Below are 13257 nucleotides of genomic sequence, written 5' to 3'. Positions count from 1 at the left end.
CTGCGCCCGAGGCTATGCCGACATCGTCCAAAGGATGCCGTAATCTCCGAGAGGTCTACGACGAAAAAGTAGCGAGTCGAGTCGCCGCAGCGCGGATTCTCTCGTCCGTGGCCGTCAGCGAAAACCGTACGTGCTGAGAGAAGTCAGCGCCATAGAAGTGTCCGGGACCTGCCAGGATGCCGAGATCTGCAAGTGTCGCGAGGCTTTCCCATGCGTCTTTGCCCTCGGTAGCCCACAGGTACAGACCCGCTTCACTTCTATCGACCCGAAACCCGGCTGACTCAATTGCGGGCTTCAAAAGCTCACGTCGTGCCCGGTAGCGTTCCTTCTGTGCTGCCACATGCTCGTCATCACCGAGGGCAACGGTCATCGCGGCCTGCACTGGCGCGGGTGGCATCAAACCGAGGTGCTTTCGCGCGGTGAGAAGCCGAGCAATCAGCTTTTCATCGCCCGCTACGAAGGCAGCGCGGTAGCCCGCCAAGTTCGACTGCTTGCTGAGCGAGTAGACCGAGAGTAGACCCGCGAAGCTTCCCTGCGCGACGCGCGCATCGAGCACAGAGGGGATCGGCTCGGCATCCCACGGAGCATCCCAGCCCAACTCGGCGTAGCATTCGTCACCCGCGAGCACCGCGCCAAGAGACTCGGCGCGTTCTTTCGCGCGGCGAAGAGAAGCGGCATCCCACACGTGACCGTCGGGGTTACCCGGTGAGTTGATCCACACGAGTCGTGTCGATTCGGGCCATTCATCCGGTTCGTCCGACGCGAACGGGGTTGCGTCGACAAGTCGAGCACCAACCTCGTAGGTCGGGTAGGCAGCACGCGGGTGCACGACGACGTCGCCTCGCCCCAAGCCCAGAAGCAGCGGAAGCAGGGCGACAAGTTCTTTGGACCCAACCGTAGGCAAGACGTGATTCCGACCGAGTCCCGCCACGCCCCGACGCCGCGAATACCACTGCACAATCGCGTCACGAAGATCAGACGTCCCCATAGTCTGCGGATACGCATGCGCATCCGTCGCCGCGGCCAACTCTGTCGCGATCAGTTCTGGAGTCGGATCAACCGGCGAACCGATCGAAAGATCTACGATGCCGTCTGGATGGGAGCGGGCTGTCGTTGCATACGGAGCAACAGCATCCCATGGGTATTCCGCGAGGTCTGCAACGCCCATAATCGACGTCCGACTCAGTGCGCTTGTGGCGGGAGAGCTGCGATGAAGGGGTGATCGCTCGCGATGACTCCGACCTTCGCAGCGCCGCCGGGAGACCCGACGTCGTCGAAGAACTCGACGTTTGCCTTGTAGTAGTCCTGCCACTCATCCGGAAGATCATCTTCGTAATAGATCGCTTCTACCGGACAGGCGGGCTCACACGCACCGCAGTCGACGCATTCGTCGGGGTGAATGTATAGCGAACGCTCCCCCTCATAAATGCAGTCGACGGGACACTCGTCGATGCAGGCACGATCCTTCACATCGACGCACGGAAGGGCGATCACATACGTCATGCTTCCAGTCTAAGCGTCCGCAGAGCTCGGGCTGCGAAGGTCGGGCCATGCGACGACAATTGCGACGACGAGTGGAACGGCCACAGTCCAGACGACACCCAGAGTTGAGGCCTCCACAACCACGGAACCGCCGGGACCAGTACCGGAAAGCACCAAGGTCGTCAGCACCATCCCCACGCCTGCAGCCAGCGTTGACCACCGATCTTCTGAAAGAAGACGGATGGCCGCGAGCACCGCGGCGCACGCTACAACTGCGATGACGAGCCCCAGTGGCACGCCCCACAGCATGTAGGCCTGCGAAATCGTGCCGGCGGCGCCATATACGGCTCCCACGACGAGGCTGACAACCCATGCGCCAATACGTCCGAGATTCACGCTCTCATCGTACGACGGGATGTTTTGAAGAAACCTATCTGGCAAGCCCGACGGCACGTAGCACCGCGGCGACGAGAGCCGCAGCGATTACTACCACGACGAAGGGCGTGCGCAGCCACAACAGCACGCCCGCGGCAAGTAGCGCTGGAATGCGTGCATCAACGACGAGCTCTTGACCCGTGGCAAAGGTTTGCACCGCGACGAGCGCGCCGAGAAGCGCCACAGTAAGCAGCTCGGAGATTCGCGCCGGCCGCGGAGCCGAAAGCAGGGCCGGCGGCACGAGATACCCCAGCGTCTTCAGCAGAACGCACGCGATTGACGCCAGGAGCACAGCTGTCCACACGGTCATAGCGGCGCCTCTCCTTCGACCGTTCGCGGCTTTGACGGTTGCAACCAGTTGAACCAGCCGACCACGATCGCCACGAGCGCTGCCACAATCACCGGAACCCCCGGCATAGTTACCGGCGTCATCATCGTCGCAACGACGGCGGCTGCAGCGGCAACAGCGACAGTCTGGCGGCTACGAAGCCTCGGCCACAGTAGCGCGAGAAATGCTGCGGCAGCAGCCGCGTCCAGACCGTACTTGCTCACGTCCCCGAGAACGTCGCCCGCGAGTGCCCCGGCAAGAGTGGTGATGTTCCAACCCGCAAAGATGGCGATGCCCGTCGCCCAGAAGCCGATCGTGCGCCCGCGGGGAGTCGGCTGGGCGAGAGCCACAGCCGTTGATTCGTCGATAGTGAGCTGTGCGGCTGCAAGCCTTCGCCAAAAGCCGTCTCCGACGACCGGGGACATCCGGATGCCATAGGCCGCGTTTCGTACACCAAGGAGCGCCGCCGAAGTGATTGCTGAGGGCGCCGCGGCGAGACCCCCCGCGCCGATCACGCCGATGAACGCGAACTGCGAACCGCCCGTGAACATCAAAAGACTCAGCACGCAGGTTTGCCAGACATCCAAACCCGAGGCAACCGCGAGTGCACCGAATGAGACGCCATACGCGCTCGAGGCGAGCGCGACCGACCATGCTTGGCGCGACGCACGCTGCGACTCATTCTTCTCACCGCGGGTCACGCACACCGCCTCGAACCTGAGCTATAGCCACCTTTCGCAACACCCGCATACTCACCATCCTGGGGATCACAATCTTGACTGTCAAGCTGAACGAATGTTTGCCATACTGAACGGTATGAACAACCTTGGACAGCGGATAGCGCGCGCTCTGAAGCGCGAACGCGAGGCCGCTGGCCTCTCGGTGTCAGAACTTGCTCGCCGCTCGGGCGTGTCGAAGGCGACCGTCTCGCAGCTGGAAAGCAGCGGCGGAAACCCCAACGTCGAGACGCTGTGGGCCCTCGCTACGGCGCTCGGTCTCCCATTTGCGGCTCTCGTAGACGAGCGTTCGCCGGCGCCTACTCTCGTGCGAAGCACGACCTCCTCCGGAATCCGCTCATCGCAGGCGATGTATACCGCGACACTTCTGGCACCCGGTCCCCCGCAGACCCGACGGGATCTGTACCTGATCAATGCCGAGCCGGGCTCTGCGCGACGATCGGAACCGCACCCGCGGGGTACCACCGAGCACCTTGTACTCATCTCCGGCGAGGCTCGAGTAGGTCCAACTGATGCGCCGTTCATCCTCGCACCGGGCGACTACCTCTCGTACCCGGGTGACGAGCCACACATCTTCGAAGCTCTCAGCGCCGGGACGTCCGCGGTCTTAATCTCCGAGATGCGATGACACTCTCTCATACAAGAAAACCCCGAACGCCGGTGGGACGACAGTGAACTTCTGAGTTTGGTGGCGGGTGCACCAGAGAGCTTCGCGCCGGGCACTTCGTACCAGTACTCCAACACGAACACGGTTTTGATCGGTCAGATTGTTGAGGCCGCAACCGGAAGCGCCTGGAATCAGGTCGTCAAGGATCGTATTCTGACGCCTCTGGGACTCGACAGCGTCGTCTATCCGGACAATGACACGAGCATTACGAACATAGCCTCGCCGTACGCGATTACCTCAGACGGTGCAGAGGCGCTGCCTGTAGTGCAAGCGAGTGCATTCAGCGCGGCGGGCGGACTGTACGGAACGGCATCCGATCTCGCAGCCTGGGCCGAGGCCCTCGGCACCGGAAGCGTCCTCGGTACCACCGCGCAGCAAGAACGTCTCGCATCTTTTTCATCCACGTCTGCAGACGAAGCCAGCCCGTACTACGAAGAGTACGGGCTGGGTATCGGCAGAATCGGTGATTGGGTGGGGCACACCGGCAACGGTCTCGGCTATCAGTCACTCGCGATGTACAACGTCACAACAGGCACGTCGATTGCGATCTGCCTGAACGCGAGTGGCGAGGACGGGGACCTCCCAGCGCACATCCTCGAAGCCCTCGAGGATGACATCGCTATGCGATAAGCGTCAGGCGTTCGCGTCCTGGCGCTTGAGGCGTGAGGCGGAGCGTCCACGTTCGGTCGCGTCGAGCACAACCTTGCGGATACGCACGATCTCAGGCGTCACTTCGACGCACTCGTCTTCACGAGCGAACTCAAGGCTCTCCTCGAGCGAAAGTTGACGCGGGGGCGTCATCGACTCGAAGGTATCCGAGCTCGCGGCACGCATGTTCGTGAGCTTCTTTTCCTTCGTGATGTTGACGTCCATGTCATCGCTACGTGAGTTCTCGCCGATGACCATTCCTTCGTACACCTCTTGAGTGGGCTGCACGAAGAAGCTCATGCGCTCCTGCAGAGCGATGATCGCGAACGGTGTCACGACACCGGTACGGTCAGCGACGATCGACCCGTTCTGACGCGTCGAGATGTGACCGGCCCACGGCTCGTAGCCGTGGGAAATCGCGTTGGCGATTCCGGTACCGCGGGTCGTTGTGAGGAACTCGGTACGGAAACCGATGAGACCACGCGAGGGAACGATGAACTCCATACGAACCCAGCCGGTGCCGTGGTTCGTCATGTTGTCCATGCGTCCCTTACGGACAGCAAGAAGCTGCGTGATCGCACCCAAGTACTCTTCGGGTGCATCGATCGTGAGGTGCTCGAAAGGCTCGTGGGTCTTTCCGTCGACCTTCTTGGTCACAACCTGCGGCTTACCGACCGTGAGTTCGAAGCCCTCACGGCGCATGTTCTCAACGAGGATTGCGAGAGCAAGCTCACCGCGACCCTGAACTTCCCAGGCATCCGGGCGTCCGACGTCGACGACCTTGAGCGAGACGTTACCGATGAGTTCGCGGTCAAGACGCTCTTTCACCATGCGAGCGGTGAGCTTGTGGCCACGGACCTTGCCGACGAGCGGCGACGTGTTCGTGCCGATCGTCATCGAGATCGCTGGGTCGTCAACCGTGATCGCCTTCAACGGGCGAACGTCGTCGGGATCAGCAATCGTCTCACCGATGGTGATCTCTTCAAATCCTGCGATGGCGACGATGTCACCGGGTCCTGCACTCTCGGCGGAGTAGCGCTCGAGCGCGCGAGTCTTGAAGAGCTCGGTGATGCGCGCATTGCTCACCGTGCCATCGGCACGAACCCACGCAACAGTCTGACCCTTTTTCAGCGTGCCGTTGAAGACACGCAACAGTGCAAGACGACCGAGGAACGGCGACGAATCGAGGTTCGTAACCCACGCCTGCAGCGGAGCTTCGTCGTCGTACGCCGGAGCTGGAACGTGCTCCAGAATCGCTTCGAAGAGCGGCTCAAGATCTTCGTTGTCGGGGAGTGAGCCGTCGGCGGGACGGTTGTGCGATGCAGCACCTGCACGACCTGACGCGTAAACGACAGGCACGTCGAGGAGCGCGTCGACGTCAAGATCAGGAACATCATCCTGGAGGTCGGATGCAAGACCGAGCAGAAGGTCGTGGCTCTCTTCTTCGACCTCGGCGATGCGCGCGTCAGGACGGTCGGTCTTGTTCACGAGGAGGATGACGGGAAGCTTTGATTCGAGAGCCTTACGAAGCACGAAGCGAGTCTGCGGCAGCGGGCCCTCGGATGCGTCGACAAGAAGCACGACACCGTCAACCATTGACAGGCCGCGCTCGACCTCACCACCGAAGTCCGCGTGTCCCGGGGTGTCGATCACGTTGATCGTGACAGCACCTTCGGTTGCGTGGATACCCGAGTAGGTGATCGCGGTGTTCTTCGCAAGGATCGTGATGCCCTTTTCGCGCTCGAGGTCGTTCGAGTCCATCGCGCGGTCATCGACGTGTGCGTGTTCACCGAAAGACCCTGTCTGCCGAAGCATGGCGTCGACGAGAGTCGTCTTGCCGTGGTCAACGTGCGCGACAATTGCGACGTTACGAAGGTCCGAACGGAGGGCGTGCGCCATGAAAGAAGTCCTTGAAAGCTGAGTGGGGCCGGGATTCCGGCATCTCTATCGTACCGCAGGGTTCCGCGGTGTTCTTTGATGGCCGATATTCGGCTAGGACGGGGAGCCAGCGACGAGAATCGCGATGGCGGCCCACACCAGAATTACGACCAAAGCAAGTACAGCGCGCAAGTCCCAGGAGCGAGACTTCGGCTGCGCGCCAGGGTGCCCGTCGGCGCTTCGCCAAAAGTCACGGACGACCTCGGCGTCTCGCTCGCCTCGCCCGCCACCACGAGTCCGCGCTATGGCGCCAACCGCGGGGCCGCCCATACCGGTGACTTTCGAACCGTCCACCAGAACGAACTCGAGTTGCCAACGCAGGACGACGTCCTCTACCTCGCTCCAGGGAATCCAGGTGCGGCGGAGAAAATTCTGCACGCTCACACCCGAAGAGTCGACTTTGATGTGGGATGCAAACGACGCGACGTACGCACCCCACACCATGAGCAAGAGCCACGGAGCGAGCAACAGCAGCTCAACGAAACCAGCACGTACGCCCGCATCGATGAGTAGCGCAGCGGCGATGATCGCGACGACGGCGAGCATCACGGCGCTCGACGCCGGGCGTATGACCCGTGATCCGCTCAGAGGTTCCCCCCGAGCGGGATCGACGCACCCGGGATGGCATCAAGCAGCTTGCGAGTGTACTCCTCGGCGGGGTTCGCGAAGATCTCGTCCACGCTCCCCTGCTCGACGATACGCCCGCGCTCCATAACGCTCACGGTGTCAGCTGCAACCCGCACGACCGCGAGGTCGTGCGTGATGAAGAGGTACGAGAGGCCCAGTTCTGACTGCAGTTCAGCAAGCAGCTGCAAAATCTGATCCTGTACGAGCACGTCAAGAGCCGACACGGCTTCGTCGAGGACGACAATGTCGGGTTTCAACGCGAGCGCACGAGCGATAGCGACACGCTGTCGCTGGCCACCCGAAAGCTCACTCGGATACCGAGTTGCCAGGTCTTGCGGAAGAGACACCTGGTCGAGCAGTTCTCGCACTCGCTCCCGGTGCGACTTCTTATCGCCGACCTTGTGAATTTCCAACGGCTCAGAAATCGTGTTACCGATGTTCCGCTGCGGGTCCAGCGAACCATACGGGTCCTGGAAGACCGGCTGCAGCCTGCGTCGGAGATCAAAAACCTCACGGTTCGGCATCGATGCGATGTCCACTCCATCGATCTCGATAGAACCGCTTGTGGGCTTCTCAAGGCGCAACACCATCTTGGCCACAGTTGACTTGCCGGATCCTGACTCGCCCACGAGTGCCAGAGTCTTGCCCTTGGGGATCTCGAACGAGACGTCGTCAACAGCGCGGAAGGCTTCGGACTTAAACGAGCCCATCCGAATCTTGTATTCCTTGGTGAGGTCAGAAACCCGGATGGCCGGAGCGGCGTCAGTCGCGGCAGCCACGATGTGTTCACGCGGCGTTGCGACTGCTGCCATTCGCTGAGACGCAATGGAAGGAGCAGCGGCGACAAGCTTCTTCGTGTACGGGTGAATCGGGTTCTGCAAGATTTCCCGGCTCGGACCCGATTCCACGATCTCACCGTGCTGCATCACGATGATCTTCTCGGCGCGCTCAGCGGCAAGCCCGAGGTCGTGAGTGATCAACAGCACGGATGTGGACTTCTCACGGGTGAGGCTTGCCATGTGGTCGAGAATCACGCGCTGCACAGTGACGTCAAGCGCCGATGTGGGCTCATCCGCGATCAAGAGCTTGGGGTCGGCCGCGAGGCCGATACCGATTAACGCACGCTGGCGCATACCACCCGAGAACTGATGAGGAAACTGGTGCAGGCGTTTGGCAGCATCCGCGAGGCCCGCCTGCTGCAGAACTTCGATGGCACGCGCCTCGACGTCTTTGCGGTTGGTGGCGATTCCGTTTGCACGAATCGCTTCCTTCACCTGAAAGCCGATGCTCCAGACCGGGTTGAGGTTCGACATCGGGTCTTGCGGTACGTATCCGATTTCTCGACCGCGGATATTCTCCATCTGGCGCGGTGTCAGCGTGGTGAGTTCCCGCCCAGCAAGAGTGATCGATCCGGAAGTGACGTGGCCGGTTCCCGGCAGAAGCGAAATGACAGCGGATGCCGTTGTCGACTTGCCAGAGCCTGACTCACCCACGATCGCGACGGTTTCGCCGGGGAAGACGTCAAGACTCACGCTGTGAAGGACCTCGCGAGAACCCTCTTGGGTATCGAATGCGACCCGCAGGTCTCGGATGCTCAGCAGAGGTTCCGATTTTACTTCGCTCATCGGCGGGCCCTCGCTCTCGGGTCGAGGGCGTCTCTTGTGAGCTCGCCCAAAAGGATAAACGCGAGAACAGTTACGGTCAACGCGATCGAAGGATAGATAAGCGCCATCGGGGCTACGCGAAGCGACGTCTGAGCCTGCGAGATGTCGTTGCCCCACGACATCGTGCCGCTGCCGAGACCGACGCCGAGGAACGACAACGTTGCTTCCGCAACGATCGCCGCAGCAAGCGACAGAGTCGAGATGACAAGTAGCGGCGCAATGGCGTTGGGGATGACGTGATAGATCAGAGTCTGGAAACGTGTTTGGCCGAGAGCCATCGATGCGGTGATGTAATCGGCCTGCCTCACGCGCAGGACCTCAGCACGCACGACTCGCGCAGTGGAAGCCCACGCGAATCCGCCGATCGCGAACGCGAGGACGAAGACGTTTCGGTAATCGGCGAGAACGCTCATGACGACGATGGCGGCGAGGATGTAAGGAATCGAGAAGAAGATGTCGCCGATTCGTGACAGCAGCGAGTCGAGCCATCCACCGTAGAAGCCTGCAAGAGCTCCCATGATGAGGCCGATGGTCGAACCGATCAGAGTCGCGATGATACCGACCGCAAGAGAGGTACGTGCACCCCAGACAACGCGGGCATAGATGTCGCAGCCTTGGAATGTAAACCCGAGGGGGTGACCAGGCGCCGGTCCGCCGTTGGAATTCGCTAGCTGGCAATTGTCGTTCGGTGGCGTCTGCGTGAACAACGTCGGCCACACCGACATCAGCAGCACGATGAACACGACGACGAGAGCGATCCAGAACGTGGGGCGCTTCCTGAGGTCCCGCCATGCGTCGCGCCACAGGCTCGAAGGTTTTTCGTCGACGCGAACAGCGTCGACCGCCACGTTCGCGTCTTTAATGGGCGCGACGTAATGCCCATTGAGATCTTGATTACTTGACATAGCGAATCCTCGGGTCGAGCAGACCGTAGAGCAGGTCAATCACGAGATTGACGAGCACGTAGATGATGACGAAGACGGTGACGAACGAAACGATCGTGGGGCCTTCGTGGCGCAGCGTCGCCTGGAAGAGCGTATTTCCGACCCCGGGAACGTTGAAGATACCTTCGGTGACGGTCGCTCCGACCAGCAGCACTCCGAAGTTTGTCGCCGAGTTCGTGATCACCGGGATGAGCGAATTGCGAAGCACGTGTGTCGGCAGAACCTGTCGTCGCGACATCCCCTTGCTGTATGCGGTCCGGACCCAATCTTGATTAAGCGTGTCGATAACAGATCCGCGCATGAGGCGCATGCTCGTCGCGTAGAGGCTTAGACCGAGAACGATCGCGGGGAGCCAGAGATCACCCCAGTCATTTTGGGCGCCCACCGTTGGACTGAACCATCCCCATTGAATGGCCAAAAAGTACTGTGCAAGGAATGCCAACACGAAGATCGGCATGGCAACGAAAAGAAGCGAAATAATCAGCGAGGTGTTGTCGAAGATCTTGCCCTTGCGAAGAGCCGAGACAGTGCCGATGATGATCGCGAGAACGAACTCGATACCGATCGCCATGACGGCCAGTCGACCCGTTACAGGCAAGGTTCTCGCAAGAACGTCGTTGACGGACTGGCCAGAGAAGGTGTCACCCAGGTCACCTCGAAAGACACCGGTGATGTAGTAGAAGTACTGCACGATGAACGGGTCGTTCAGGTGGTACTGGTCTTGAATCGAAGCCAACAAAGCCGGGTTCGGTGTCTTGTCGCCGAAGAGGGCGAGAATCGGGTCGCCGGGCATGGCAAACACCAGGAAATAAATCAGCAGCGTAGCCCCGAAGAATACGGGGATTACCTGCAGCACACGTCTGAGGATGTAGCCGAGCATGTGCGCTCCCTCCGGCTAAGGACGTTGGACTATCGCAACCGATCGGGTGCGATCCTCCGCCCGCTAAAGACTAAACCCGGCTGGTGTGGCGCTGGGTCAGTCCATGGAACAGACCGCGAGGCGGTGACGTTGTGTCACCGCCTCGCGGGTGCGATCATCCGAGATTACTCGGACTTGGTGATCGCGTAGTACAGCGGAACGGAGTTCCAGCCAAACTGGACGTTGTCTACAGCTTCGCCGTATCCACCGTTGACGTTCGAGTACCAGAGTGGTGTCGCAGGAAGATCCTTCAACAGGATTTCCTGAGCGGACTGGAAGTCCTCGTTCTGAACCTCGATGTCATCACTCGAGATGCCTTCAGCAAGCAGCGCGTCGAACTCAGCGTTCGAGTAGTCACCGTCATTGGAGCCGGCGTTCGTCGCATACAACGGCCCGAGGAAGTTGTACAGACCCGGGTAGTCAGCCTGCCATCCGGTACGGAATGCCGTCGTGATCTCGCCTGTGGTGATCGCGTCGCGGAACGAAGCGAAGTCAACATACGGCGCACCTGATGCGTCGATACCGAGCGTGTTTTTGATCGAGTTCGATACTGCGTCGACCCAAGCCTGGTGTCCACCGTCGGAGTTGTACGCGATCTGGAACGAGCCGTCCCAAGGGGCGATAGCGTCGGCCTCGGCCCACAGCTTGACAGCCTCGTCGGGGTTGTAGTCCAGAACCTCAGACCCCTCGAGTGAGTCAGACCAACCTGCGATAACCGGTGAAGTGAAGTCCTTCGCGGGGGTACGCGTGCCCTGGAATACTGTGTCGGTGATTTCTTCACGGTTGATAGACATCGAGATCGCGGCACGGCGAAGCTCGCCTTCTTCACCCGAGAAGTGCGGGAGCCGCTCCGGTGTCGTGAACGACTGGAAGATGGCGGCAGGCTGATTGACTGCGCGCTCGCCGAGGTCGCTCTCGTAAGTGGCCAACGCGGAGTCCGGGATTCCGTCAATCACGTCGACGTTACCGCCGAGGAGGTCAGCATAGGCTGCTTCCTGGGTGGCGTAGAAGATGATGTCGAGTCCACCATTTACGGGGGTACGGCCACCGGTGTAGTCGGGGTTGGCTACGAGGTCGATCTGAACATCGTGCTGCCACGCGCCATCGCCATCGAGCATGTAAGGACCGTTACCGATGGGGTTCTCACCGAACGCATCCATGTCGTCGAATGCTGCGTCAGGCAGCGGGTAGAACGCCGAGTAGCCCAGGCGCAGCGCGAAGTCGGCCGCCGGCTTGTTCAAAGCGATCGTGAAGGTGTAGTCATCGACCTGCTCGAGGCCGGTGAGCTCCGAGTCCTCGTCGTAGCTGAAGCCTTCAATGTCCTCGAAGAAGTAGCTCGAGAGCTGCTCGTTCGAAGCAAGCGCTCCGTAGTTCCACGCGTTGATGAAGTTATCGGCCGTCACTTCTTCACCATCGGTGAAGTACTGGCCTTCCTTGATCTTCACCGTGAGGTGCTGTGCGTCGTCGACCGTGATCGAGTCAGCCACGTCGTTGACGGGGTCGCCATCAGCGTCGTAGTAGACCAGACCCGCGAAGATCGAGTCAAGAATCTTTCCGCCACCGGTTTCGTTCGTGTTGGTGGGGATAAGTGGGTTCTGCGGCTCCGAGCCGTTGGTGCGAATAACCGCCGACGACGATGAGTCGCCCGAGTCAGACGAACCGCTGCTCGAGCAGCCAGCGAGGGCAAGAGAGCCCACCGCTGCGACTGCCAGAGAACCGAGAACGCGCTTGCGCCATGCCTTTTCAGACAATGTGTTCCTCCTGTGCAAAGGGATGAGTGCGGGCACGACGAACCTGTGTGATTCGCCTGCCGCGGATAAGCAAAACATAAGCATGCGTTTACCCAATGGTCAAAACGCTGAGCGGAAAAGTTACATAGCTTTAACTGAAAAACTTCCGCGTTGAGCAATATGACAAGTCGCAGGTGCTCCGGCGTCGCTTTTCTTGTCGAAATCAGAGTATTCGAACCTATGTGAAAGCGATGAGCGATGAGCGCTCTGCACGAGGATTGTCACTCTCGACATGCATAAGTGTGCGAGCCTTTTCCCGTGCACGTAGAGCCACGTCGAGAAGCATTCGCCGACCCCGGCCCGGACTCATCTCGGGTACGCCTCACCTGGGAGGTCGTGCTTGTACTCGCCGTGACGGTGGGGCAGTCAGCGCTCTACTCCGTACTTTCGCTCCTTCGCTCGTACCTGCGATCGCTCGAAGAGCAGTCGAGGATTGGTTCCCAGCAAACGCAGTTGAATCCGACGCGCGATTCGGCCGCTCTGTGGGACGCGGCTTACCAGTTGCTCGCAATCTTCTTCGGGCTGGCTCTTGTCGCGCTCGTGATCTACCTGATGTGGACTCCCGGCCAAAACGCGTTGAGGCGCATTGGCCTCGACTTCAGAAGCCCATTCGCGGATGCCGGGCGTGGCATCCTGCTCGTCGCGGTCATCGGCATTCCCGGGCTGGGGGTGTATGCCCTCGGGCGCATGCTCGGTGTCACGCTGCAGGTCGACGCTTCTCCGCTCGACGCTGCGTGGTACACGATCCCGCTGCTGATTCTCGCGGCAGCGCGAGCCGGACTCACCGAGGAGATCATCTTCATCGGCTATCTCTTCGATCGGCTGCGGAGGCTCGGCTGGTCGTGGTGGGCGATCATTCTTTCGACAGCAGCGCTCCGCGGCGCCTACCACGCGTACCAGGGCGTCGGTTCAATCGTCGGCAACTTCGCGATGGGCGTTGTGTTCGGCTGGTGCTACCGCCGATGGGGGCGCGTGATGCCACTCGTCATCGCGCACACCCTCATCGACATCATCGCCTTCGTGGGTTATCCCCTTGCGGTGTCGCTTTTTCCTGGGATCTTCGGGCCAACGTCGTAGG

The 13257-nt window shown here is 60.6% G+C and carries 14 protein-coding genes; 3 read left to right on the top strand and 11 right to left on the bottom strand.

Annotated elements, in window-relative coordinates; translation table 11 throughout:
* Positions 1–55: 55 nt before the first annotated feature.
* The 5 genes from dapC to FHS06_RS10365 are packed head-to-tail and all read right to left on the bottom strand — an operon-like array spanning position 56 to position 2946.
* Positions 56–1168 carry a succinyldiaminopimelate transaminase gene (dapC, locus tag FHS06_RS10385; protein ID WP_167049037.1) on the bottom strand — a complete coding sequence of 371 codons (1113 nt, stop codon included), beginning with the start codon at positions 1166–1168 and terminating at the stop codon, positions 56–58.
* Positions 1169–1182: 14 nt separating this feature from the next.
* Positions 1183–1503: a ferredoxin gene (gene fdxA, locus FHS06_RS10380; protein WP_167049035.1), complete on the bottom strand. Its 321-nt coding sequence runs from the start codon at positions 1501–1503 to the stop codon at positions 1183–1185.
* Between the two features lie 9 nt (positions 1504–1512).
* Entirely contained in the window at positions 1513–1878 is a 366-nt protein-coding gene (locus FHS06_RS10375) for a DUF6113 family protein (protein ID WP_167049033.1), read from the bottom strand.
* 34 nt (positions 1879–1912) lie between these two features.
* On the bottom strand, positions 1913–2227 hold the full coding sequence (locus FHS06_RS10370) for an AzlD domain-containing protein (RefSeq protein ID WP_167049031.1): 315 nt from the start codon (positions 2225–2227) through the stop codon (positions 1913–1915).
* Entirely contained in the window at positions 2224–2946 is a 723-nt protein-coding gene (locus FHS06_RS10365) for an AzlC family ABC transporter permease (protein WP_167049029.1), read from the bottom strand. The genes FHS06_RS10370 and FHS06_RS10365 overlap by 4 nt, the downstream gene beginning before the upstream one ends.
* A gap of 115 nt (positions 2947–3061) precedes the next feature.
* Between FHS06_RS10365 and FHS06_RS10360 the strand changes: the two genes are divergently transcribed.
* Both FHS06_RS10360 and FHS06_RS10355 read left to right on the top strand, forming a co-directional pair.
* Complete coding sequence (locus tag FHS06_RS10360) at positions 3062–3610, top strand: helix-turn-helix domain-containing protein (protein WP_167049027.1); 549 nt, start codon at positions 3062–3064, stop codon at positions 3608–3610.
* A 9-nt stretch (positions 3611–3619) separates the two neighbouring features.
* On the top strand, positions 3620–4279 hold the full coding sequence (locus FHS06_RS10355) for a serine hydrolase domain-containing protein (protein WP_310734896.1): 660 nt from the start codon (positions 3620–3622) through the stop codon (positions 4277–4279).
* A gap of 3 nt (positions 4280–4282) precedes the next feature.
* On the opposite strand, the gene typA is transcribed toward FHS06_RS10355, so the two are convergent.
* The 6 genes from typA to FHS06_RS10325 form a co-directional block, all read right to left on the bottom strand.
* Positions 4283–6196, bottom strand: a complete 1914-nt coding sequence (typA, locus tag FHS06_RS10350) for a translational GTPase TypA (protein ID WP_167049023.1) — start codon at positions 6194–6196, stop codon at positions 4283–4285.
* A gap of 93 nt (positions 6197–6289) precedes the next feature.
* The gene (locus FHS06_RS10345; RefSeq protein ID WP_167049021.1) at positions 6290–6781 is read right to left on the bottom strand and encodes a PH domain-containing protein; all 492 of its coding nucleotides are present in this window, start codon (positions 6779–6781) and stop codon (positions 6290–6292) included.
* A gap of 38 nt (positions 6782–6819) precedes the next feature.
* Positions 6820–8487: a dipeptide ABC transporter ATP-binding protein gene (locus FHS06_RS10340; RefSeq protein ID WP_167049019.1), complete on the bottom strand. Its 1668-nt coding sequence runs from the start codon at positions 8485–8487 to the stop codon at positions 6820–6822.
* Positions 8484–9431 carry an ABC transporter permease gene (locus FHS06_RS10335; RefSeq protein WP_167049017.1) on the bottom strand — a complete coding sequence of 316 codons (948 nt, stop codon included), beginning with the start codon at positions 9429–9431 and terminating at the stop codon, positions 8484–8486. The genes FHS06_RS10340 and FHS06_RS10335 overlap by 4 nt, the downstream gene beginning before the upstream one ends.
* Complete coding sequence (locus FHS06_RS10330; RefSeq protein WP_167049015.1) at positions 9421–10350, bottom strand: ABC transporter permease; 930 nt, start codon at positions 10348–10350, stop codon at positions 9421–9423. The genes FHS06_RS10335 and FHS06_RS10330 overlap by 11 nt, the downstream gene beginning before the upstream one ends.
* A gap of 164 nt (positions 10351–10514) precedes the next feature.
* A complete protein-coding gene (locus tag FHS06_RS10325; RefSeq protein ID WP_243845435.1) occupies positions 10515–12140 on the bottom strand; it encodes a peptide ABC transporter substrate-binding protein in 1626 nt (541 codons plus the stop codon).
* A 297-nt stretch (positions 12141–12437) separates the two neighbouring features.
* Between FHS06_RS10325 and FHS06_RS10320 the strand changes: the two genes are divergently transcribed.
* The gene (locus FHS06_RS10320; RefSeq protein ID WP_167049013.1) at positions 12438–13256 is read left to right on the top strand and encodes a CPBP family intramembrane glutamic endopeptidase; all 819 of its coding nucleotides are present in this window, start codon (positions 12438–12440) and stop codon (positions 13254–13256) included.
* Position 13257: the final 1 nt, after the last annotated feature.

The sequence above is a fragment of the Microbacterium halimionae genome, assembly GCF_011761265.1.
Taxonomy (GTDB): domain Bacteria; phylum Actinomycetota; class Actinomycetes; order Actinomycetales; family Microbacteriaceae; genus Microbacterium; species Microbacterium halimionae.
The sequence above is the reverse complement of the archived record's forward strand: the minus strand, read 5'-3'. Positions and strand labels throughout refer to the sequence as shown.